Source organism: Sphingopyxis indica, assembly GCF_900188185.1.
GTDB classification, from domain to species: Bacteria; Pseudomonadota; Alphaproteobacteria; order Sphingomonadales; family Sphingomonadaceae; genus Sphingopyxis; species Sphingopyxis indica.
In genome coordinates, this window is sequence record NZ_FZPA01000002.1 from 296356 (window position 1) to 320024 (window position 23669).

At 65.0% G+C, this 23669-nt stretch carries 15 protein-coding genes and 1 tRNA gene; 8 read left to right on the plus strand and 8 right to left on the minus strand.

Annotated features, from left to right (window positions below):
• Positions 1-302 precede the first annotated feature (302 nt).
• A complete protein-coding gene (locus CHB69_RS05660; protein WP_212541894.1) occupies positions 303-2285 on the plus strand; it encodes a calcineurin-like phosphoesterase C-terminal domain-containing protein in 1983 nt (660 codons plus the stop codon).
• A 195-nt stretch (positions 2286-2480) separates the two neighbouring features.
• On the opposite strand, the gene CHB69_RS05665 is transcribed toward CHB69_RS05660, so the two are convergent.
• Entirely contained in the window at positions 2481-2900 is a 420-nt protein-coding gene (locus tag CHB69_RS05665; protein WP_245836559.1) for a metalloregulator ArsR/SmtB family transcription factor, read from the minus strand.
• Between CHB69_RS05665 and CHB69_RS05670 the strand changes: the two genes are divergently transcribed.
• Together CHB69_RS05670 and CHB69_RS05675 are read left to right on the plus strand one after the other, a co-directional pair.
• A complete protein-coding gene (locus tag CHB69_RS05670; protein ID WP_089215012.1) occupies positions 2890-3840 on the plus strand; it encodes an acyl-CoA desaturase in 951 nt (316 codons plus the stop codon). The two genes, CHB69_RS05665 and CHB69_RS05670, sit on opposite strands and share 11 nt — an antisense overlap.
• Entirely contained in the window at positions 3837-5222 is a 1386-nt protein-coding gene (locus CHB69_RS05675) for an SRPBCC family protein (RefSeq protein WP_089215013.1), read from the plus strand. Before CHB69_RS05670 ends, CHB69_RS05675 begins: the two co-directional genes overlap by 4 nt.
• 350 nt (positions 5223-5572) lie before the next feature.
• Here CHB69_RS05675 and CHB69_RS05680 read toward each other — a convergent pair.
• Positions 5573-5659: transfer RNA gene (locus CHB69_RS05680), tRNA-Tyr, on the minus strand.
• A gap of 78 nt (positions 5660-5737) precedes the next feature.
• On the opposite strand from CHB69_RS05680, the gene rlmB reads away from it, so the two are divergent.
• On the plus strand, positions 5738-6502 hold the full coding sequence (gene rlmB / locus CHB69_RS05685; protein ID WP_089215014.1) for a 23S rRNA (guanosine(2251)-2'-O)-methyltransferase RlmB: 765 nt from the start codon (positions 5738-5740) through the stop codon (positions 6500-6502).
• Between the two features lie 103 nt (positions 6503-6605).
• On the opposite strand, the gene CHB69_RS05690 is transcribed toward rlmB, so the two are convergent.
• Positions 6606-6923: a 2Fe-2S iron-sulfur cluster-binding protein gene (locus CHB69_RS05690; protein ID WP_089215015.1), complete on the minus strand. Its 318-nt coding sequence runs from the start codon at positions 6921-6923 to the stop codon at positions 6606-6608.
• Between the two features lie 104 nt (positions 6924-7027).
• Here CHB69_RS05690 and CHB69_RS05695 point away from each other — a divergent pair, with 104 nt between their 5' ends.
• Complete coding sequence (locus tag CHB69_RS05695; RefSeq protein WP_089215016.1) at positions 7028-7645, plus strand: DNA-3-methyladenine glycosylase family protein; 618 nt, start codon at positions 7028-7030, stop codon at positions 7643-7645.
• A 421-nt stretch (positions 7646-8066) separates the two neighbouring features.
• Here CHB69_RS05695 and rpoC read toward each other — a convergent pair whose 3' ends face one another.
• Both rpoC and rpoB read right to left on the minus strand, forming a co-directional pair.
• On the minus strand, positions 8067-12350 hold the full coding sequence (gene rpoC, locus CHB69_RS05700) for a DNA-directed RNA polymerase subunit beta' (RefSeq protein WP_089215017.1): 4284 nt from the start codon (positions 12348-12350) through the stop codon (positions 8067-8069).
• A 52-nt stretch (positions 12351-12402) separates the two neighbouring features.
• A complete protein-coding gene (gene rpoB / locus CHB69_RS05705) occupies positions 12403-16578 on the minus strand; it encodes a DNA-directed RNA polymerase subunit beta (protein ID WP_089215018.1) in 4176 nt (1391 codons plus the stop codon).
• A 431-nt stretch (positions 16579-17009) separates the two neighbouring features.
• Between rpoB and CHB69_RS05710 the strand changes: the two genes are divergently transcribed.
• On the plus strand, positions 17010-17849 hold the full coding sequence (locus CHB69_RS05710) for a hypothetical protein (RefSeq protein ID WP_089215019.1): 840 nt from the start codon (positions 17010-17012) through the stop codon (positions 17847-17849).
• 155 nt (positions 17850-18004) lie between these two features.
• Here the strand turns inward: CHB69_RS05710 and CHB69_RS05715 are convergent, their stop codons facing one another.
• Positions 18005-18619 (minus strand): TetR/AcrR family transcriptional regulator, encoded by a 615-nt coding sequence (locus CHB69_RS05715; protein ID WP_089215020.1) that lies wholly within the window; start codon positions 18617-18619, stop codon positions 18005-18007.
• Positions 18620-18694: 75 nt separating this feature from the next.
• On the opposite strand from CHB69_RS05715, the gene CHB69_RS05720 reads away from it, so the two are divergent.
• Positions 18695-20137 carry an 8'-apo-carotenoid 13,14-cleaving dioxygenase gene (locus tag CHB69_RS05720; protein ID WP_089215021.1) on the plus strand — a complete coding sequence of 481 codons (1443 nt, stop codon included), beginning with the start codon at positions 18695-18697 and terminating at the stop codon, positions 20135-20137.
• Here CHB69_RS05720 and CHB69_RS05725 read toward each other — a convergent pair.
• Together CHB69_RS05725 and CHB69_RS05730 are read right to left on the minus strand one after the other, a co-directional pair.
• A complete protein-coding gene (locus tag CHB69_RS05725) occupies positions 20058-20918 on the minus strand; it encodes an NTP transferase domain-containing protein (protein WP_089215022.1) in 861 nt (286 codons plus the stop codon). The genes CHB69_RS05720 and CHB69_RS05725 overlap by 80 nt on opposite strands.
• The gene (locus tag CHB69_RS05730; protein ID WP_089215098.1) at positions 20915-21946 is read right to left on the minus strand and encodes a D-alanine--D-alanine ligase family protein; all 1032 of its coding nucleotides are present in this window, start codon (positions 21944-21946) and stop codon (positions 20915-20917) included. Before CHB69_RS05730 ends, CHB69_RS05725 begins: the two co-directional genes overlap by 4 nt.
• 133 nt (positions 21947-22079) lie before the next feature.
• Between CHB69_RS05730 and CHB69_RS05735 the strand changes: the two genes are divergently transcribed.
• Positions 22080-23582 (plus strand): hypothetical protein, encoded by a 1503-nt coding sequence (locus CHB69_RS05735; RefSeq protein ID WP_089215023.1) that lies wholly within the window; start codon positions 22080-22082, stop codon positions 23580-23582.
• The last annotated feature ends 87 nt before the right edge of the window (positions 23583-23669 follow it).

Consider the following 23669-nt stretch of genomic DNA (forward strand, 5'->3'; position numbering starts at 1 on the left):
CGCGCGTTGTGGATTATTTGTTACAGACGGGCATTATCCCAACATTATATTCACATATTTCACGTCGACCGCGAAACCCCATGCGCCCCCTCGAAAATCCTGCTTCGTCATAAAATGGCAAGATTTACTTGAGAGCACACGTCCGCCTTGCCTCCCGGCGATCAATTTCGATCGCAGACAGGCCGCCTGAGAACGACGCTGATTATGTTAGATTTTTGTTGATTTCATTTTCAAGGATTGAGCCTGCGCGGGCGATCGGCCGGTGTCACCGAATGAGGAGCGGAACAAGGATGGGATTCGCGGTGAAAAAATGGGGCGCTTTACTGGCGGCGATTGCGGGCGGCGCGATTGCGGGACCGGCGTTCGCCCGCGAACCCTATTTCGCGACCATCGACGTCGTGCGGGGGTCTGCGCCCCCAGCCGGCACGGCGGCAGGCAAGGTCTTCGACGACGCAAATCGCAACGGGCGGCTCGACGATGGCGAAGCGGGCGTCCCGGGGGTCAAGGTGTCGAATGGACGCGATGTGGTGCAAACGGCCGCCGACGGCAGCTATAGCCTCGCGGCGCGCGACGACATGAGCGTCTTCGTCATCCAGCCCAGCGGCTGGCAGGTTCCCACGAACCGGGATTTCATCCCGCAATTCGCCTATCAGCACAAGCCCGCGGGCTCGCCCAAGCGCCTGCGCTTCGGCGGCCTGCCGCCGACCGGACCGCTGCCCGCGGCGATCAACTTCCCCCTCGCCCCCAGCGAGACCGGCGACGATTTCCGCTGCGCGATCCTCGGCGACGTCCAGGCCACTTCGAACATGGAGGTCGGCTATGCGCGCGACACCATCGTACGCGAGCTCGAGAATCTGAACGACCGACCGGCGTGTATCTTCGCGCTGGGCGATCTAGTCGGCGACGACCTCGGCCTCATCCCGCGGCTTGCCGATGTGCTCGGCGCGGCGCGCATCCCGCAATGGTGGGTGCAGGGTAATCACGACTATGATTCGGATGCCGATCGCGACGCCGACAGTTCGGACAGCTGGCGCCGCGAATATGGACCGGTCACCTATGCGTTCGAGATCGGCCGCGTGCTGTTCATCGGCCTCGACAATATCGTCTATCCGTGCGGCAGGGTCGATTATGAAGCGTTCAGCCGCGACTTCTGCGGCGAGGACCCGCGCAAGACCTATAATGGCCGCTTCACGGACGATCAGATGCGCTTCGTCGAAAATCTGGTGAAGGCGACCGACCCGGGCAAGCTGATCGTCCTCGGCCATCATATTCCGCTCGTCGGTTTCGATAATCGCGAGCAATGGCAGCACCAGACCGACAATGCGGCCGAGCTCTACCGGATATTGAAAGGCCGCAAGGCACTGGACCTGTCGGGCCACAGCCACACGCTCGAAAATCTGGCATCCGGCGACAGCTTCGCAGGCTGGAAGCAATCGGTCGGGGTCGACACCATCCCGTTCCGGCATGTCGTGGCGGGCGCGGTCGCAGGCGACTGGTGGGGCGGCGACTTCGACATCGCAGGCATCCCCATGAGCCTGCAGGGCGACGGATCGCCGCGCGGCTATATCGACATGGCGGTGCGCGGCACCGACTATGATCTCGACTATCGCGCCGCGGGCCAGCCCGTCGACAAGGCGATGTGGCTGTCGATGAGCACGCCCGAATTTCGCGACTGGGCACGGGTGTTGCTGGCATGGCGCAATTCACCGGCGCAGAAGCGCGGCGAGGTGCCTCCGCTCAGCATTCAGGACCTGCCCGACGTCCGCCTGCTCACGCCGCAGGACATCGCCGGAGGCAGCTGGCTCACCGCGAACGTCTGGATGGGCGACAGCGACACCGTGGTGACCGTGTCGATCGACGGCGGCGCGGCGCAGCGCATGGAGCGCACGCAACAGGCACGCGGCGAACCGAGTCATGTCGGCGCCGATTTCGCCGACCCCTTCGCGCTGCAGCACCAACTCGCCGTGACGCGCACCGCAATCGCCAGCCGGTCGGGCGACCCGCTCGCCCAAGGTTATATTCAGGGCCGGCAGGACCGCTTCGCGCCCGCGCCACCGCGCCCGCAAGGCTCGGCGGCCGACCATAGTTCGCACCTCTGGCGGTTCCGCATTCCCGGCGGCTTGCGAGACGGCACCCACTCGGCACAAGTGCATGTCGAACGTCCACAGGGATCCTCCACAAGCGAGACGATGATCTTCGAAACCCGCGCGACGCGGCCCCAGCCGACCTTTCGGTTCGACGCATGGAACGCGTTCGAGGACGGTCCCCGCGTGCCGGAAAACTGATCGCCCCCCATTTCCAGTGACCGGCAGATTTCGCTGGCGACACCAGCTGGAAGCAGCCGCTTGCAGTCAGGCGGCTTCTGGCGCGGAGATCGCTAAAGCTGACATATGCGTTACTGGTTTGGGGTGACATAAATCGAGCGCGTCGGTGAGGGCGGCGACGTTCGCTAGAGGAAGATGGGGTTTATATACGGGGCCTCAGTCTCCCGATTGCCTTTGCTTGTCGGCTATCGCTCGCGATTCCGCTTTTAGCGGCCGCGACACCGGACAGACTTCCTGCACATAGCCATTGAGCACGTTGGTGAGCGCATCAGGCAAAAGGCGATAGAAGACGAATTGACCGCGCTTCTCGCTTTTGATCAGCCCGGCATTTTCAAGCACGGATAGATGCTGCGACACCGCCGGTTTGCTCATTTCGAACCGCGCAGCGATGTCGCCCGCGCTCAGCTCCGCATGCGCCAGATACGCCAATATCTTGCGCCGCGGCGTCGATGCCAATGCCTGAAAAACCCGTTCCATGGTTTCAAAATGGGCATCGCACAGGCTCTTGACAAGCAATAATTTATTTAAGTAATTACTTATATACTTTTGAATAAGGAGTCGGGCGATGCGCAGCAAAGATGATCCCCATGCGATCAATTTCCTGATCGACGAGGAGGGACCCGATCCGCGCAGCGGCCGCGTCCGCGCCGATTTGCCGAGCATCGTCTGGAACGGCGGCATGGCGGCTGTCGCGCTGATCGCCGGCCCTTTCTTCGTCACGCCATCAGCGATCCTCCTCTTCTTCGTTACTACCGGCGCGGCGCTGCTGCTCGGCCACAGCGTCGGCTATCACCGCATGATGATCCACGGCAGCTTCAAGGCATCCCGCTGGTTGGAGCGCACGCTTGTCTGGTTCGGCGCTTTCGGCGGCATGGCGGGGCCTTATGGCATCATCCGCGCGCACGACACGCGCGACTGGGCGCAGCGGCAGTCCGACTGCCATCCTTTCCTTGCGCACAAGACGCACATCCTGCGCGACGCGTGGTGGCAGATCTATTGCCGGCTCGACCTCGATCGCCCGCCGCACTTCGATTTTGGCGGGCTGGGCCACGATCCCTTCTACCGCTGGCTCGAGGCCACGTGGCGCTGGCAGCAACTGCCCGTTGCGCTGGTCTTCTTCGCGATTGGCGGCTGGAGCTGGGTCGTGTGGGGCGTCGCCGCGCGCGTCGCAGTCACTAACCACGGGCATTGGCTGGTCGGCCATCTCGCACATAATCGAGGGCCGCAGCACTGGACCGTCGATGCGCACGGGGTACAGGCGTTCGATGTCCCCTGGGCCGCGATTCCGACGATGGGCGAAGCGTGGCACAATAATCACCATGCCTATCCCGGCTCGGCGCTTATCGGCCTTCATCCCGGCCAGAGCGACTGGGGTTATGCCTTCATCCGCCTGTGCGAGGGGATCGGACTGATTTCGAACGTCCAGACTCCCGCGACGCTTGGCGTGCGGAACGGGCTGAGCCTCGTACGGAATGACGCGAAGCCGCCGGCCGTCCTCGCCGGGACAGTGCGATGAACGACCTGCTTCAACGCCTCCGGAGCGAAGCGCCTGCCGCTGGCCTCTATGCGATGGCCGCGGCGGCGCTGATCCTGTCGCAGCACACCATGGTCGCGCTTGCGTGTCGCGTACTCGGCGCTCCGCTCGCCATTGACGATATGTTCTGGCTGTTCCCGATCCGCCAGCTCGCGATGCGACCCGACATCCCACCGCTCGTTGCGATCGGCGGCTTCGCCTTTTGCCTGGCGATATCGGGGATCCTCGCCCGCCTCTCGCTGCGCCGTGCCGACCGGCTCGGACGTGGTGGCTGGCTGGCGCTGGTAACCATGATCCCGACCCTGCAGATTCTCGCTGTCCTCGCGCTTGCTTTGCTGTGGCCGCGCCGCGCGGAGGCCGCGCCCGAGCAGGTCGGCGACCGCGCGCCGCCCTACCAGCTCGCGATCGGCATTTTTGCCGGAACCGCGCTGATCGTCGCCGCGGTCGCGGTCTCCGCGCTGACGATGGGCGCCTATGGCTGGGGCCTGTTCGTCGCGACCCCCTTCTTCGTCGGCCTGATCACCGGCTTCCTCGTAAACCGCAATCATGTGCGCAGCGCCGCCGAGACCTTCGGCGCCGTCGCGGCGGCGGGAGCGCTGGGCACGGTTGCGCTGCTGATGCTGGCGCTCGAAGGGCTGATGTGTGTTATACTAGTCCTGCCGCTAGCGGTTGGGCTCGCCTTGATCGGCGGCTTCATCGGCCGTGCGGCGGCAAAGCGGCTCGTCGATCCGCGCCAGCCTTTCTACAGTGTCGCGCTTCTACCGCTGATCTTTCTGCTCGACGCAGCGATGCCGCCCGAACTGCCGATCGAAACGCGCAACAGCATCGTCATCGCCGCGTCGCCCGATGCGGTATGGCGTAGCCTGACAGCCGACCGCCCAGTCAGGGAAGCACCGGGGCTCGTCGGCCTGGCGGGACTCGCCTATCCGGTTGCAAGCCGCATTGTCGGTGAAGGCGAAGGCGCGCGCCGTATTGGCGTCTTTTCGACCGGCATCGCTGATGAGCGTGTCACCATCTGGAAGCCGGGTCAGACGCTGGCGTTTCGCGTTATCCGCCAACCGCCCGCGATGGAGGAAATGAGCCCGTACCGGCACCTCCACACGCCTCATCTCATCGGATACTTCGACACTGGTGAGACACGGTTCGACCTCGTGCCCTTGGCGAACGATCGGACACGGCTGGTCGCCACCGCAGATCACGTGCTGCGCATCGATCCTGTATATTACTGGGGTCCGATCGCACGCTGGGCGATCAAACACAATGTTGCGCGGGTGTTGACCGATGTCCGGAATGATGCCGAGCAGCGCACTGATGCGGGGCGGCATGAAGTCCTGCTGGCGGTATCCACACAGTTCGCGACATGAGAGTTGCGCGCCGCATCCAACACAATTGGCCGCTTGCAGCCAGTCAGCATTTAGGCCCCGAACAGCGAGAGCGGACGTTCGGACCGCCCAAACGTTCGCTCTCCAGTTTATCTGGTGTGTTCGCTGTCGATCAGACTTCAATTCCCTCGGCCGACGTCAACGCATCCTCAATATCGACGCCGAGGTACAGGACCGTATTTTTAATCTTCGTGTGGGGGAAAGCCGATCTTCCCCCACACTGCGCTCTGGCTGCAGGCAAATAGCCTCGGAAGCAGACGGACAGTTACGCCCATATACTCTAGGTTTTCTTCGATTTCCAGGGACTTCAGCGGATGCCTCGGAGGGAGAAATGGTGGACAGGGCTGGATTCGAACCAGCGTACGGGAAACCCGGGCAGATTTACAGTCTGCTGCCTTTAACCACTCGGCCACCTGTCCATGGGGTCCGCGTCGGGAAGCGGTGCCATGGCGAAACGAGGCTTGCCTGTCAATGGCAGTCGTGGGAAAGGCGCCGGCATGAGGCAATTTTCCCGACATCGCCGTCCGCAGGGCGGGCAGAATCGCGGCCAGGGCATACGTTTCTGGGGCCGCCACGCCGTGATCGCCGCGCTTGCCAACCCCGACCGCCGCGTCAAGCGTATCTGGGGGACGCGCGAGGCGCTGGGGCAGCTCGATCTGCCGCCCGTCGTTCCCATTTCCTATGCCGACGTCGCCGACCTCGCGCGACTCGTCGCGCGCGACGCGCCGCATCAGGGACTGGTGATCGAGGTCGATCCGCTCGACAGCCCCTTCCTCGGCGATATTTTGCAGGAAGAGGTCGATGCGGGCAGCAAGCGCCCGCTGATCGTCCTCGACCAGGTCACCGATCCGCATAATATCGGCGCGGTGCTGCGCTCGGCGGCGGCCTTCGACGCCGCCGCGATCGTCACGCAGGACCGGCACAGCCCGCCCGAAAGCGGCGTGATCGCGCGCTCGGCATCGGGCGCGCTCGAAAGCGTGCCATGGGTGCGCGTGGTCAACCTGTCGCGCGCGCTCGAGGAAATCGCCGAAGCGCAATATTGGCGCATCGGCCTGACCGGCGACACCGAAACGACGCTGGGGGCGACACTCGACGGCAGCAAGGTCGCGCTGGTGCTCGGGTCGGAAGGCGAAGGGATGCGCCACAACGTCATGGAGCATTGCGACGTGCTCGCACGGTTGCCGATTTCGCCGCGCATGGAGAGCCTGAATATCTCGAATGCCGCGGCGATCGCGCTCTACGCAGTGGCGACGGCAGGATGATCTTCAAAACCTCGTCATTGCGAGGAGCGTAGCGACGCGGCAATCCAGCGTGGCGCAAACCGCTCTGGATTGCTTCGCTTCGCTCGCAATGACGCTTTCGGACTCAATCCTCTTCGGCGATCCGCACCTTCAGCCCATCGAGCGCATCGCTGAACGGGATCTGGCACGACAGGCGCGAATTTTCGTCGCGGTCGCTGGTCGAATCGAGCAGGTCGTTCTCGTCCTCGCTCATCGCGGGAAGCGCGTCCGTGTTGCCGGCCTCGACATGGACGTGGCAGGTCGCGCAGGAACAGCAGCCGCCGCACAGCGCGAGCAGTTCGTCGAACCCGGCGTCGCGGATATTTTCCATCACGGTCAGGCTGGTGTCGCCCTCGATCTCATGCTCGGTCCCGTCGCGCGTCACCACAATCAGCTTGGCCATGCTTGTCCCCAATATCGTTTGATTCGCGAGGGGCTATGTCGCGCGTTGCGCCGCAAATCAAGCATTGCTAAGGATGGCGCGACGGAACAAAAGGGGAATATGCGATGGGCTTGAGCCAGGAACAGCTGAACGCGGGAATCGACGCGCTCGCGGGGCTCGAGCCCCATTTCGCGCGCGCGCTCGGCCATGCCGGCTATCCCGAACCGCGGATTCGCGAGCCCGGCTATACGACGCTGCTGCGCACGATCGTCGGTCAGCAGGTCAGCGTCGCGGCGGCCAATTCGATCTGGAACAAGCTGGAAGCCGCGTTCGGCGCAGGGTGTCCTGCCGGGGTGATGGCCGCCGCCGAATTCGACGCGCTGCGCGCGTGCGGCCTGTCGGCGCAGAAGCAGGGCTATGCAAAGAGCCTCGCGCAGCTCGTGCTCGACGGCGAACTCGACTTCGCCGCGCTGCCCGCCGACGATGAGGAGGCGATCGCGCTGCTCACCAAGGTCAAGGGCATCGGGCGCTGGTCGGCTGAAATCTATCTGCTCTTCGCCGAGGGACGCCCCGACATCTGGCCCGCCGGCGATCTCGCGGTGCAGGAAGCGGTCGGCCGCATCCTCGGACTCGAAGCGCGCCCGAGCGAAAAGCGGGTCCGCGAACTCGCCGAAGGCTGGCGCCCGCACCGCGGCGCCGCGGCGATCTTCAGCTGGCATTGCTATAATATGGACGTGATCTAGGCGGGTCGGATCGGGTCCGGTCGAGTCACGAGAAGCACATTCTTTCCAAAGTTCAGGAAAGTTCAGCCTTGTGCGCCCGCCGATCCGGACCTGATGGCGGGGCCGGGGGCCTCCCGTCGCCTTGCCGGAGCCGTATCCCAAGCGGGGCTGCGACCGCTGTTATCCACCAAATGAAAGAGCCGGATGAAGGTTGGCACAGCCGGATAATGTAGGACAGCGGTTTTTTGCGAGGGCGGCTTTGGGGCGGGAAGTTGTCGTCCCTCACTCTTTGTCATTCCCGCGAAAGCGGGAATGACGAAGATGGGGAACGGCGGTTCTCTGTCTCCAACCGGCCCGCCGCCTCCCCCATAGCCCATAGAAAAAGCCCCGCCGGATCGCTCCGGCGGGGCTTTATTCGGTCAGGCCTGAGGCCCGGCGAGGATTATTCCTCGTCGCCGCCTTCGGGGCGCTCCTCGACCATCACATCGTCGGTCGTGAAGTCCTCGCCCTGCACGGCGCCGAGCGGATCGTCGCCGATCGCGGCATCGGGACCCTGCTGCAACTCGGCTTCATGCTCCTCGGCCGCGGTTTCGGGCGCGATCAGATGCGCTTCGGTCGCGGCGCGCATGGCGGCGCGCAGCGCGGCATCCTTGCTCGACGCGGTGACGCGGACACGGTTCATGGCAGCGCCGGTGCCCGCCGGGATCAGGCGGCCGACGATGACATTTTCCTTGAGGCCCATCAGCGAGTCGACCTTGCCCTGCACCGACGCCTCGGTGAGCACGCGGGTCGTTTCCTGGAAGGACGCCGCCGAGACGAAGCTGCGGGTCTGCAGCGACGCCTTGGTGATGCCGAGGAGGACCGGGCGGCCTTCCGCGGGCTTGCCATTCTTCGGCAGCTTGGCGTTATATTCCATCATCTCCAGATAATCGAGCTGTTCGCCCGGCAGCAGCGTGGTGTCGCCGCCGTCGGTGATCTCGACCTTCTGCAGCATCTGGCGAACGATCACCTCGATGTGCTTGTCGTTGATCTTCACGCCCTGCAACCGGTAGACTTCCTGGATCTCGGCCACGAGGAACTCGGCGAGCGCCTCGACCCCCATGACGTCGAGAATGTCGTGCGGGTTCGGCGAGCCCGAGATCAGCGCGTCGCCGCGCTTCACATAGTCGCCTTCCTGCACTTCCAGAACTTTCGACTTGGGGATCAGATATTCGACCGGATCGCCCTCTTCGGGAACGATCGCGATCTTGCGCTTCGCCTTGTAATCCTTGACGAACTCGATGCGGCCGCTGATCTTTGCGATGACCGAATTATCCTTCGGCACGCGCGCCTCGAACAGCTCGGCGACGCGCGGCAGACCGCCGGTGATGTCGCGCGTCTTCGATGCCTCGCGGCTGACGCGCGCCAGCACGTCGCCCGCCTGCACTTCCTGACCGTCCTCGACCGAGATCATCGTGCCGACCGCGAGCAGATAGCGCGCGGCTTCGCCCGACGCATCGTCGAGCAGGGTCAGGCGCGGCTGAAGATCTTCCTTCTTGCCGCGGCCGGTGGCGCGATATTCGGTCACGACGCGCTGCGCGATGCCGGTCGCTTCGTCGACCTGCTCGGTCAGCGTCTTCGCATCGACCAGATCCTGATATTTCACGACACCCGGCTTTTCGGTGATCAGCGGCATGGTGAACGGATCCCATTCGGCAATCCGGTCGCCCTTCTTCACCTTCTCGCCGTCCTTGTGCATGATCTGCGCACCATAGGGCAGCTTGTGGGTCGCGCGCTCGCGGCCCTCGGCGTCGATGATCGCAATCTCGCCCGAGCGCGACAGCGCCAGGCGACGACCACGCTGGTCGACGATCGTTTCCATGTCGCGATATTCGATCGTGCCGTCCGAAATCGCTTCGAGGTTCGACTGCTCGTTGACCTGCGCCGCGCCGCCGATGTGGAAGGTCCGCATCGTCAGCTGCGTGCCGGGCTCACCGATCGACTGCGCCGCGATGACGCCGACGGCTTCGCCGATGTTCACCGGCGTGCCGCGTGCGAGGTCGCGGCCATAGCATTTGCCGCAAACGCCCATCGTCGCTTCGCAGACCAGCGGCGAGCGGATCTTGACCGCCTGCACTTCGGCCTCCTCGATCTTCGCGACCGTCGCTTCGTCGAGCAGCGTGCCGACCGGCGCGAGGACATTGCCCTCGGCATCGGTGACGTCCTCGAGCGTCGTGCGGCCGAGGATGCGCTCGCCGAGCGAAGCGATCACGCTGCCGCCCTGCACGATCGCGCGCATTTCCATGCCACGGGTCGTGCCGCAATCTTCTTCGATCACGACGCAGTCCTGCGACACGTCGACGAGGCGGCGGGTCAGATAGCCCGAGTTCGCCGTCTTGAGCGCCGTGTCGGCCAGACCCTTACGCGCGCCGTGGGTCGAGTTGAAATATTCGAGAACCGTCAGGCCTTCCTTGAAGTTCGAGATGATCGGCGTTTCGATGATCTCGCCCGACGGCTTGGCCATCAGGCCGCGCATACCCGCGAGCTGCTTCATCTGCGCCTGCGAACCACGCGCACCCGAATGCGCCATCATATAGATGGAGTTGATCGGGGCGAGACGGCCGTCGTCGAGCTTCGGCGTCGCACGGATTTCGTCCATCATCGCGTTCGCGACCTTGTCGCCGCACTGCGACCAGGCGTCGATCGCCTTATTGTACTTCTCCTGCTGCGTGATCAGGCCGTCCTGATACTGCTGCTCGAAATCCTTCACGAGCGCGCGCGTATCGTCGACGAGCTTTTCCTTCGCCGCGGGGATGATCATGTCGTCCTTGCCGAAGGAAATGCCCGCCTTGAATGCGTGACGGAAGCCCAGACCCATGATCGCGTCGGCAAAGAGAACGGTCTCTTTCTGGCCGGTGTGGCGATAGACCTGGTCGATGACGTCGCCGATTTCCTTCTTGGTCAGAAGGCGGTTGACGACATCGAACGGCACGGTGTGCGACTTCGGCAGGCATTCGCCGATCAGCATACGGCCCGGGGTGGTCTCGAACCGCTTCAGATACTCGTTGCCCTCTTCGTCGGTCTGCGGAACGCGGCTGATGACCTTGGTATGCAGCGTGACCGCGCCCGTATAGAGCGCCTGATGCACCTCGGCCATGTCGGCGAGCAGCATGCCCTCGCCGGGTTCGCCTTCGCGTTCGAGCGACAGATAATAGAGGCCGAGCACCATGTCCTGCGACGGAACGATGATCGGCTTGCCGTTCGCGGGCGACAGGATGTTGTTGGTCGACATCATCAGCACGCGCGCTTCAAGCTGGGCTTCCAGCGAAAGCGGGACGTGCACGGCCATCTGGTCGCCGTCGAAGTCGGCGTTGAACGCGGCGCAGACCAGCGGATGCAGCTGGATCGCCTTGCCCTCGATCAGCACCGGCTCGAACGCCTGGATGCCCAGGCGGTGGAGCGTCGGCGCGCGGTTCAGCAGGACCGGGTGCTCGCGAATGACTTCGTCGAGGATGTCCCAGACTTCCTTGCGTTCCTTCTCGACCCACTTCTTCGCCTGCTTCAGGGTCATCGACAGACCCTTGGCGTCGAGGCGGGCGTAGATGAACGGCTTGAACAGTTCGAGCGCCATCTTCTTGGGCAGACCGCACTGGTGCAGCTTGAGTTCCGGACCGGTCACGATGACCGAGCGGCCCGAATAGTCGACGCGCTTGCCGAGCAGGTTCTGGCGGAAGCGGCCCTGCTTGCCCTTGAGCATGTCCGAGAGCGACTTCAGCGGGCGCTTGTTGGCACCCGTGATCGTGCGGCCGCGGCGGCCGTTGTCGAACAAGGCGTCGACCGCTTCCTGCAGCATGCGCTTCTCGTTGCGGACGATGATGTCCGGCGCGCGCAGCTCCATCAGGCGCTTCAGGCGGTTATTGCGGTTGATCACGCGACGGTAGAGGTCGTTGAGGTCCGACGTCGCAAAGCGGCCGCCGTCGAGCGGCACCAGCGGGCGCAGTTCGGGCGGGATCACCGGGATGACTTCGAGGATCATCCATTCGGGGCGGTTGCCCGATTCGATGAACGATTCCACGACCTTGAGGCGCTTGATGATCTTCTTGGGCTTGAGCTCCGACTTGGTCGTCGCCAGCTCTTCCATCAGGTCGGTGCGCTCCTGTTCGAGATCGAGATTTTCGAGCAGCACGCGGATCGCCTCGGCACCGATGCCGGCGCTGAACGCGTCTTCGCCATATTCATCCTGCGCGTCGAGCAGCTCGTCCTCGGTGAGGAGCTGGAACTTCTCGAGCGGGGTCAGGCCGGGTTCGAGGACGATATAGGCCTCGAAATAAAGGACGCGCTCGAGCTGCTTCAATTGCATGTCGAGGAGCAGGCCGATGCGGCTCGGCAGCGACTTCAGGAACCAGATGTGCGCGACCGGCGCGGCCAGTTCGATATGGCCCATGCGCTCGCGGCGAACCTTGGTCACCGTGACTTCGACACCGCACTTCTCGCAGACGATGCCCTTGTATTTCATGCGCTTATACTTGCCGCACAGGCACTCATAATCCTTGATCGGGCCAAAGATGCGCGCGCAGAACAAGCCGTCGCGCTCGGGCTTGAACGTGCGATAGTTGATCGTCTCGGGCTTCTTGATCTCGCCGAACGACCAGGACCGGATACGCTCGGGGCTCGCGATGCCGATCTTGATCATGTCGAAGGTCTCGGGCTTCGCGACCGGGTTCATGAAGTTGGTAAGCTGGTTCATTTATCTGCTCCACTCTTCCCCTCCCGCCGCGGGCGGGAGGGGTGAGGAAAAATCATTCGGCGGCTTCGGGAAGGGCGTCCGGACCTTCGTCGTCTTCGTCCGAATAGGACGATAGCTCGACGTTGAGGCCCAGCGAGCGCATTTCCTTGACGAGCACGTTGAAGCTTTCGGGAATGCCGGCCTCGAAGGTGTCGTCGCCCTTGACGATCGCTTCGTAAACCTTGGTGCGGCCGATCACGTCGTCCGACTTCACCGTCAGCATTTCCTGGAGCGTGTAGGCCGCGCCATAGGCCTGGAGCGCCCAGACCTCCATCTCACCGAAGCGCTGGCCGCCGAACTGCGCCTTACCGCCCAGCGGCTGCTGGGTGACGAGGCTGTACGGGCCGATCGAGCGCGCGTGGATCTTGTCGTCGACGAGGTGATGCAGCTTCAGGATATACATATATCCCACCGTCACCTTGCGGTCGAAGCGGTCGCCTGTGCGGCCGTCATAGAGATCGACCTGACCCGAGCGGTCGAGCCCGGCGCGCTCGAGCATCGCCGACACATCGCCTTCGCGCGCACCGTCGAACACCGGCGTCGCGAACGGCACGCCGAGCTTCAGATGCTCGGCCATATCGACGATCTGCTCGCTCGTCCGCGCCTTGATGTCGTCGGCATAATCGTCGCCATAGGCGTCGAGCAGCGCCGCGCGCACCGCCTCGGGCGGCGCGCCCGCTTCGGGCTCGGGGTTCGCCGCGCGCCAATCCTCGAGCGCGGCCGTGATCCGCTGGCCGAAGCCGCGCGATGCCCAGCCGAGGTGCGTTTCGAGGATCTGACCGACGTTCATGCGGCTCGGCACGCCCAGCGGGTTGAGCACGACGTCGACGGGAGTGCCGTCTTCGAGGAAGGGCATGTCTTCCTGCGGCAGGATGCGGCTGATGATGCCCTTGTTGCCGTGACGGCCCGCCATCTTGTCGCCCGACTGGAGCTTGCGCTTGATGGCGACGAAGACCTTGACCATCTTGAGCACGCCCGGCGCGAGTTCGTCGCCGCGCTGCAGCTTTTCGACGCGATCTTCATATTTCGCGTTGATGCGCTTGATCGCCTCGTCATACTGCGCCTTGATCGCTTCCAACGCGGCCTGCGCCTTGTCGTCGACGACGGCGAGCTTCCACCAGTCGGCGCGGTCGAGATCGGCGAGCTGCTCTTCGGTCAGCGTCTCGCCCTTCTTCATGCCCTTCGGCACCGCGCTGGTGGTCTGGCCGACCAGCAGTTCCTTGAGGCTGGAGAAGGTCGCGCGGTTGAGGATCGAGCGTTCGTCGTCGGCGTCCTGCTTCAGACGTTCGATTTCCTCGCGTTCGATCGCGATCGCGCGCTCGTCCTTGTCGATGCCGTGACGGTTGAAGACGCGGACCTCGACGACGGTGCCCGACACGCCCGGCGGCAGGCGCAGCGAGGTGTCGCGCACGTCGCTCGCCTTTTCACCGAAGATCGCGCGGAGCAGCTTTTCTTCGGGCGTCATCGGGCTTTCGCCCTTCGGCGTGATCTTGCCGCAGAGGATGTCGCCGGGGCCGACCTCGGCGCCGATATAGACGATGCCCGCTTCGTCGAGGTTGCGAAGGGCCTCTTCGCCGACGTTCGGAATGTCGCGGGTGATGTCCTCCGGCCCAAGGCGCGTGTCGCGCGCGGTGACCTCGAACTCCTCGATGTGGATCGAGGTGAAGACGTCGTCCTTCACGATGCGTTCGGAAATGAGGATCGAGTCCTCATAGTTGTAGCCGTTCCACGGCATGAACGCGACGAGCACATTCTTGCCGAGCGCCAGTTCGCCGAGTTCGGTCGAGGGACCGTCGGCGATGATGTCGCCCGCCCGGATCACGTCGCCCACCTTCACCAGCGGACGCTGGTTGACGCAGGTGTTCTGGTTCGAGCGCTGGAACTTCTGCAGGCGATAGATGTCGACGCCCGACTTGCCCGGTTCGACCAGATCGGTCGCGCGGATGACGATACGCGTCGCATCGACCTGATCGACGATGCCGCCGCGGCGCGCCGCGATGGCCGCGCCCGAGTCGCGTGCGACCGTGCCTTCCATGCCCGTGCCGACGACCGGCGCCTCGGCGCGCAGCAGCGGCACCGCCTGGCGCTGCATGTTCGAGCCCATCAGCGCGCGGTTGGCGTCGTCGTTCTCGAGGAAGGGAATCAGCGAGGCCGCGACCGAAACGAGCTGCTTCGGCGACACGTCCATCAGCGTGATCTGCTCGCGCGGCGCCATCAGGAACTCGCCGCCTTCGCGCGCCGAGATCAGCTCCTCGGCGAAGCTGCCGTCTGCGTTCAAATCGGCGTTCGCCTGCGCGACGGTGTGCTTCTGCTCTTCCATCGCCGACAGATAGACGACTTCGCTCGTCACCTTGCCGTCGACGACGCGGCGGTACGGCGTTTCGATGAAGCCATATTTGTTGACGCGGGCAAAGGTCGCGAGGCTGTTGATCAGGCCGATGTTCGGGCCTTCGGGCGTTTCGATCGGACAGATGCGGCCATAGTGGGTCGGGTGAACGTCGCGGACTTCGAAGCCCGCGCGCTCGCGCGTCAGGCCGCCCGGCCCGAGCGCCGACACGCGGCGCTTGTGCGTCACTTCGGACAAGGGGTTGGTCTGGTCCATGAACTGCGAGAGCTGCGACGAGCCGAAGAATTCGCGCACCGCGGCGACCGCGGGCTTCGCGTTGATCAGGTCGTTCGGCATCACGGTCGACACATCGACCGAGCTCATGCGCTCCTTGACCGCGCGCTCCATGCGCAAGAGGCCGACGCGATACTGATTCTCGAGCAGCTCGCCGACCGAGCGGACGCGGCGGTTGCCGAGATTGTCGATGTCGTCGATCTCGCCCTTGCCGTCCTTCAGGTTCACCAGTTCCTTGACCACGGCGAGGATGTCCTCGCTGCGCAGCGTCGTCACCGTATCCTCGGCGTCGAGGCCGAGGCGCATGTTGAGCTTGACGCGGCCCACCGCCGACAGATCGTAGCGTTCGGCGTCGAAGAAGAGGCCATCAAACAGCGCTTCGGCGGTCTCGCGCGTCGGCGGTTCGCCGGGGCGCATCACGCGGTAGATGTCCGAAAGCGCCTGGTCACGGTCCTCGGCCTTGTCGGCCTTCAACGTGTTGCGGATCCACGGACCGGTGTTGTTGTGATCGATGTCGAGCAGCACCAGCTTGTCGATGCCGGCGGCGTCCATCTTTTCCAGATTTTCGGCGGTCACCTCGTCGCCGGCTTCGATGTAAATCTCGCCGGTCGCCTCGTTGATCAGGTCATAGGCCGAATAGCGGCCGAAGATTTCCTCGGTCGGGATCAGCAGCGTGTCGAGCCCGTCCTTCGCCGCCTTGTTGGCGAGGCGCGGGCTGATCTTGTGGCCCGCGGCGAAGACGACTTCGCCGGTCTTGGCATCGACGACGTCGAAGGTCGGCTTTGCGCCGCGCCAATTCTCGGCGACGAAGGGAACCTTCCAGCCGTTTTCGGCGCGCTCGAAGACGAGGCGGTCGTAGAAGAAATTGAGGATCTCCTCGCTCGACATGCCAAGCGCATAGAGCAGGCTCGTCACCGGCAGCTTGCGCTTGCGGTCGATGCGGACGTTGACGATGTCCTTGGCGTCGAATTCGAAATCGAGCCACGAGCCGCGATAGGGGATCACGCGCGCGGCAAAGAGATATTTGCCCGACGAGTGCGTCTTGCCGCGGTCATGGTCGAACAGCACACCCGGCGAACGGTGCATCTGGCTGACGATGACACGCTCGGTGCCGTTGATGAAGAAGGTGCCGTTCTCGGTCATGAGCGGCATGTCGCCCATGTAGACGTCCTGCTCCTTGATATCGAGGACGCTGCGGGTGTCGGTTTCGCTGTCGACCTCGAAGACGATCAGGCGCAGCGTGACCTTCATCGGCGCCGCATAGGTAATGCCGCGCTGACGGCATTCCTCGACGTCATATTTCGGGTCTTCGAGTTCGTAATGGACGAAGTCGAGCTCGGCGGTGCCGGCGAAGTCGCGGATCGGGAAAACGCTGCGCAGCGTCTTTTCGAGGCCGGAGACATAGCCGACCGAGGGGTCGGACCGCAGGAATTGTTCGTAGGATTCGCGCTGCACCTCGATGAGGTTGGGCATTTCCACGGCTTCGTGGATGTCGCCGAACAGCTTGCGGATACGCTTCTTCGCGGTTGCTTCGAGGGCCTTGCCCACCGACGTCGCCTTGGTCGCCATATGTGATTGTCTCGCCTGCAAAAATCCAAAATCGCGCGAGCGCTAGAGACGCAAAAAGGCCGCAAGCAACCGTTGCCGGTTTACCGCAGCTTCATCACGCATCCCGAAATCCCCGACGCCCCATTCATGGAACCCGCTGCGCAAAGTCGGGTCCGTCCCGGACGGAAGGGTGTGACCGCCATATAGGATTGCCGTCGCCGCCTGTCAATTGCACCCTCCCCGCCCGCGCGCGAATCCCTTCATCGGACGAAACGCCCGGCCGCCCTCCCTGCAAGCAACGCGCGTGCCAATCGCCAACCAATTGGCTCCGGGCCCAACGGTTCGTCGCGCATATGGCACGGCTCGGCAGCATTTGATTAGCCATCCAAGGGGTCTGTGCGTTCAGACCGTGAACGCAATTCCCGTTTCATTCCTCAAGGAGACTTTTCGCGATGCGAAAGATCGCAGTTTTGCTTACCTCGGTTTCCCTCGGCCTCGCCGCCGTCGCGGCCGCGCCCACGATGGCAGCGGCGCAGGACGCAGCCGGTCCCAATCTGACCGCCGGCACCACCGTCTATGACAGCGAAGGCACCGAAATCGGTCTCATTTCGAGCGTGAGCGGCAGCAATATCGTCGTCACCATGAACGGCAAGCCCGTCACGCTTCCCGCCAACGCTTTCACCCAGGGCGACAAGGGTCCGGCGATCACGATCACGCTGGCGCAGCTCACCGCCGCGATCGACAAGGCGGCCGCCGACAATGCCGCGGCGCTGACCTCGGCGCTCCAGCCGGGCGCGGACATCCGCAGCGCGGGCGGCACCGCCATCCTCGGCAAGGTGAAGCTCGTCGACGCGACCGGCGTCGTCGTCACCACGCCGACCGGCGAGGTGAAGGTGCCGAAGAACGCCTTTTTCGTCTCGCAGCAGGGCCTCGCCACCAGCTTCACCGCCGAACAGTTCGCCTCGGCGGTCGCGCAGGCGAACCAGGCTTCGGCCGCCGATGACGCGGCGGTCGCGGCGGCGCTGAAGCCCGGCGTCGAGGTGCGCAGCATCAACGGCGCCGCGGTGCTCGGCACCGTGAAGTCGTTCGACAACGCCAATGTCGTGATCGCGACGGCGAGCGGCGACGTCGCGCTGCCGCGCAGCGCCTTCAACATGGGCGCGAGCGGCATCGTCGCCGCCTATACGCCCGAACAGTTCGCGGCCGCCGTCGCGCAGGCGACCGGCGCCCCGGCTCCGGCTGCCGAAACGGCAGCAGGCGATACGTCGGCGGCGGAAGCCCCGGCAAACTAAGGCTGGATTTTCGACCCGAAATCCGGGCGCGGAAACGAGAGTTTCCGCGCCCTTTTTCGTGGGTGACCGTCCCGCTCGCGATCACGCAAGGACAACGCGCCGAAGGTGCCCGGCGGGCTCGTCGTGCGCCACCCGACGCCCTTAGGGTCAGGACGCTAATCCACCCCGCCGAAGGTCAGGCCGACGACGCGCTCGACCATCGCTTCGTCCCAGTCGACGCGGCGGTCGAGGATCAGCATCGCCAGGCCATGCACCAGCGCCCAGGCATGAAGCGCCGCGGTATCGACCGGGCCGGCGGGAAAAACCTCGCCGACGCCCGCGCGTAGCAGATTATAAGCGACCTCGCCGCCGTCGCTCGCGTCGCCCCCGCCCTTGCGCTCGGGCATCTGGCGCGTGAAGCTGAGGCGGAAGAGCGCCGGTTCGTCGTGCGCGAAGCGAACATAGGCGACGCCGGTCGCCTTGAACCCCGCGCGGCCGCCACCGGCCTTCAGCCACGCCTGCGCCTGCAACGCCCCCAATCGCCGCAACCCCTCGTCGGCGAGCGCGTCGAGCAGCGCCTCCTTGTCGGGAAAATGGCGATAGAGCGCGGTCGCGCTGACCCCGACGTCGCGCGCCAGCGCGCGCAGCCCCAGCTCGCCGCTGTCGCCCTCGGCAAGCCGCGCCAGCCCCGCCGCGATCACCGCGGCGCGCAGGTCGCCATGATGATAGGCGCGCGCGTCCCTCGCTTCGGAATTTTCCATGTTGACACTGTTACCTTTGTTCGCCATCATGTTTCCACTGTAAACATACCGAGTCGCCGAAGCAAGCCCGGGCCTCCCCTCCCCCCGGCATAGTGGAGAAGCAACATGGCCAGCAATGTCGAAACCCTGATCCGCGGCGCGGTCGCCAAAGGCATCGGCAAGGTCGCCGATTTCAACCGCAAGCGCCTGCCCCGCCCCGCCGATGCCCATCCCTATCTGACCGGCATCCACACGCCGATGACCGAAGAACTGACGCTCGAAGAGCTGCGTGTCGAGGGCGAAATCCCCGCGGCGCTGTCGGGCCGCTACCTGCGCAACGGCCCCAACCCGGCGCTCCCCCCCGATCCCGCGAGCTATCACTGGTTCACCGGCGCCGGCATGGTTCACGGCATCCGCATCGCAGGCGGCAGGGCCGACTGGTATCGCAACCGCTGGGTGCGCGGCACCGAAGCCTGCGCGAAACTCGGCGAGCCGATCCCGCCGGGACCGCGCCAAGAGGGCTTCGATGCCCCCAACACCAATGTCGTCGGCATCGCAGGCCGCACTTTCGCGATCGTCGAGGCGGGCGGAACCCCCGCCGAAATGACCGAAATGCTGGAGACGATCGCGCACAATCCCTTCGACGGCACGCTCGCCGGTCCTTACACCGCGCACCCGCATCACGACCCGTTCACGAACGAGATGCACGCGATCACCTATAAGGGCGACCAGCTCGGCACGGTCTGGCATACGGTGCTCGACGCCGAGGCGCATGTGATCCGCGAGGAATCGGTCGCGGTCAGCGACGGCCCCTCGATCCACGACTGCGCGATCACCGAAAATTACGTCCTCGTCTTCGACCTTCCGGTCACCTTCTCGATGAAATCGCTGCTCGCGGGCTATCGCTTCCCCTATGCGTGGAACGACGCGCATCCGGCGCGGGTCGGCCTCCTCCCCAGGAAAGGCCGCGGCGACGAAGTGGTCTGGGTGCCGGTCGATCCCTGCTATGTCTTCCATCCCGCCAATGCGTTCGAAACGGCGGACGGCAAGGTGATCGTCGACGTCGTTGCGCACGCGACGATGTTCGCGCGCTCGAAGCGCGGCCCCGACAGCGAGCGTTCGCGCATGGAGCGCTGGACGGTCGATCCTGCCGCGGGCACGACCACGCGCACGGTGATCCACGACCACAACCAGGAATTTCCGCGCTACGACGAGCGGCGGACGACGAAGCCCTATCGCTATGTTTACAGCGTTTCGCTACCCGGCGAGGACCACGTCGAGATGGCGATCGCCGACACGCGGCTCTTTCGCCACGACCTCGAGAAAGGCGTCACCGAAACGCGCGACTTCGGCCCCGGACGCCATCCGGGCGAATTCGTCTTCGTGCCGCGCAGCGCCGAGGGCGCCGAGGACGACGGCTGGCTGATCGGCCTCGTCGTCGACATGAACGACGAAACCACCGACCTGATGATCCTGAACGCCGACGATTTCAGCGGGCCGCCGCAAGCGGTCGTGCATCTGCCGCACCGCGTTCCACCGGGATTTCACGGCAATTGGGTGGCGGACTGACACCCCCGATCCGCCGCATCAACATTTCGGTCACGCGCAATGACCGTTCATTGTCGACATCAATCGCGGTTGCTCCATTGCTCACCAGAAGCGGGGCGACTTCGACCTTTAATTGCCCGGAAATGCGGCGGAAAATATGGTGGATCGGGCCGAGGCCGAAGCGGAAGCGGAGCAGGTTGATCAGCCCGAACGCCTGCATCACGCGCATCGGCTTCTTGACGAACTGGCCGCCGCCGCGAAACGCCTCGGCGGCCTTCAGCGCGCCGCGATGGCCGATCCAATAGGCGTTGCAGTTCGACACCGCGACGTCGGAAAATTCGTAGAAGCGCCGCTGGCCCTCGGGATGCACCGCAAGCACATCCTCGCGCCGCGCGAGCGCCACGCCGGCTTCGGCACCGAGCCGCGCCGCTTCCGAACCGATCTCGGCGATCGTTTCGGGGGTGAGCAGGCAATTGTCGGCGGTGGTGATCAGCAGCGGGAAGTCGGCGCGATCGGCGACCGCGAGCACCGAGTCGGTCAGATTGTCCGCCGCCGGAACGACGACGAGCCGCTCGCCGAGCGCTGCGACGATCGGATCGTCCAGATCGTCCGCGAGCGCGCGGTGGTGCGTCGAGACGAAGATCTTGCCCGCCCCGCTCACCGCCGCGCTTTCCAGCACATGCGCGATCATCGGCCGTCCCGCCACGCGCACCAGGCATTTGTCGGCGACACCGTGCGCCGCCGCGAGCGCATCGACCGCGCCCGGACGCCGCCCCGCGAGGATCAGGATCGAGCCCGTCATGCCGCGTCCTTTCGCCGGCCGGCTGCGCCGACCTGCCGGATCATGCTTTCGGCGACGATCGTTTCGATGAGGTCGGCCTGGCTGAACCCCGCCGCCAGAGCCGCGCGGCCGAACACTTTTTCGGACCAGAGGTTGCAGTTGAGATTGACCTCGAGCAGCCGGATGTCGCCGCTCGCGAAATCGACGCGAAACTCGAAACGCCCATAATCGAACGGCCGGAAAATCTCGACCATCCGCCGTGTCAGCTCCTCGATCCGCGCCGCGACCGGCGAGGCTTCGAGCAGCCGCAGGCTGTATTTGGCGCTGCGATCGACAAGGTCGCGCTTTTCCTGATAGGTGCGCAAATGCGTCGGGTCGGCCTGTTCGAAGATCATCATCGGCAGCATCGCGGGCTCGCCGCCCAGCGTGATCACCGGCACCTCGACGTCGCTGCCGTCGATGAACGGCTCGACGAGCGCGTCATGGTCGAGCGCCTGCACCTCGGCAATCGCCTGCGCGAGTTCGGCGCGGTCGTGCGCGTCGCGAATGCCCCACGACGCCGAGCTGTTGTTCGGTTTCACCACCCAGCGCCGCGCGGGCGGACAGCGCGACACATCGACCGGCGCGCCGCGGCGGAACAGCGCCCAGGGCGCGGTCGGAACGCCGCGCGCCGCCGCTTCGAGCTTGGTCAGATGCTTGTCGTCGGACAGGCCGCGCACGATCGGCGACGCCCCGACATAGGGCAGGCCGAGCCGGTTGCAGAGCAGGGGCAGCAGCATTTCCGAATTGAAGAAGCCGCCGCGGTTGAGCAGCGGAAAGACGAAATCGGCCTCGGGCGCGGCGAACAGATCGGTGTAGCTGTCGGCGACGACGAGCGGCATACCGAGCGCTTCGAGTATCTCGCGCGTCTCGCGGTGATACAGCGCATGATTGCCGTCTTCGGGGTGCAGCCCTCCGGTCCATTTCGCATGTTTCGCGATGAACAGCAGCCGCTGCGTCTCGCGCAGCGCATCGGGCAGCTTCGTCGGCTTCAGATCGTCGGTTCGCATGAGCTTCCTCTGACCACGCGAAGGTTGCGACAGCATGACGCTTCGATGACATGCGTGAAACGAAAACGCCAATCTACTGTCATCGCGCGGCGCTAACGGGGAACGCGTCACCTCCCCCACAGGATGCATCCCGATGCTGCTGAGCCCATCCGATTTCACCGACAATGGCTTGGGACGCGCCGGACGTGACAGGCTGCGCCTCGCCGCAATCCTTGCGAGCGGCGGCGACGCGCGCATCCGCCCCGACGCAGAGGGGCGTAACAAATATTACGCGAGCGTGTTGCCGTCCGACGCACTCGCCTATGGCTCGTCCACGATCAACAGCATTTCGCAGCACAGTTTCGACCTGCTCGCGCGCCGCTGGCGCGACCGGCTCGACCGCCCGATGGACGCCGGCGCCTATGCCGAGGCGCTCGCCGGGCTGCGCGAGCGCATCACCGACTATTTCGACCTCGCCGGCACGGCGGTCGTCTTTGCGGCATCGGGAACCGACCTCGAATATATCGGCCTCGCCGCCGCGTACGATGGACGCCCGCTGACCGCGGTCCTCCTCGGGCGCGACGAGGTCGGCAGCGGCTGCGTCCACAGCGCGGCGGGACGCTTCTTCGCCGATGAGACGGCAGCGGGCGCACAGGTGACCGCCGAAAGCGCGATCGACCCGGCCTTTTCCGATACCGAACTCGTCGATGTGGCGATCCGCGACGCCAACGGCCGTCCGCGCGCCTCCACCGCGGTCGCCGCCGAGCTCGCGCTGCACATCGACCATGCCGCCGCGCGCGATCGCCGCGCCATCGTTCATGTCGTGCATGGATCGAAGTCCGGCCTGACCCTCCCCGCATTCGGCGATGTCGAGCGGCTGGCGAGCGCCTATGCCGATCATGCCACGATCGTCGTCGACGCCTGCCAGCTCCGCATCGCGCCAAAAGCGGTGCGGCGCTATCTCGCGCTTGGCTGCGTCGTTCTGCTCACCGGGTCCAAATTTGCGGGCGGGCCGCCCTTCAGCGGCTTTGCGCTGGTGCCCGATGCGCTCCACGCGCGCGCCCACCCGCTGCCCGCAGGTTTTCGCCGGCTCGCCAGCCGCGCCGAATGGCCGGCGGGCTGGCCGGGCGCGGGGACGCTGCCCGCCTCGGGCAATTTCGGGCTGCTGCTGCGGCTCGAGGCCGCGCTGATCGAAATGGAGCGCTTTGCCGCCATCGACTGCGAGCGGCGGACGACCATCGCCGGCGCCTTCGATCGCGAAGTGCGCCGGCTCGTCGACCGGTTGGAAATCGGCGAAGTGCCCGGCGCCGGCAGCGCCTGCCTCGCCAGCGAAACGCTGCGCACGATCGACCTGTCGCCGCGCTGGCCCGCGTGCGATTTCGAAGCCGCGCGCGCGATCCACGCGACCATAGCGCGCCAATCGAAGCATTGGCTGGGGCAGGAAATCCGGCTCGGGCAACCGGTGCGCACCCATATGCTGCCGTGCGGACGGGCGGCCGGCACGCTGCGGCTGTCGCTGTCGATGCCGCTGATGTCCGAACTCGCCGCGATGCCCGACGCGGCGCTCGAGGCGCGGCTCGAACGCGACCTGTCGCTGATCGGCGCCGCCATATCGGCCTCGGCTGCGACGACGCTGACGCAGCGCGAAGTGGCCTGAATCCGACCGCCGGATCGAGCGGATTCTTCAGTCAACCGTTCGGCGGCAACGGCTCGCCGTGAAAAATCGAGCCGTTCGGCAGCGCTT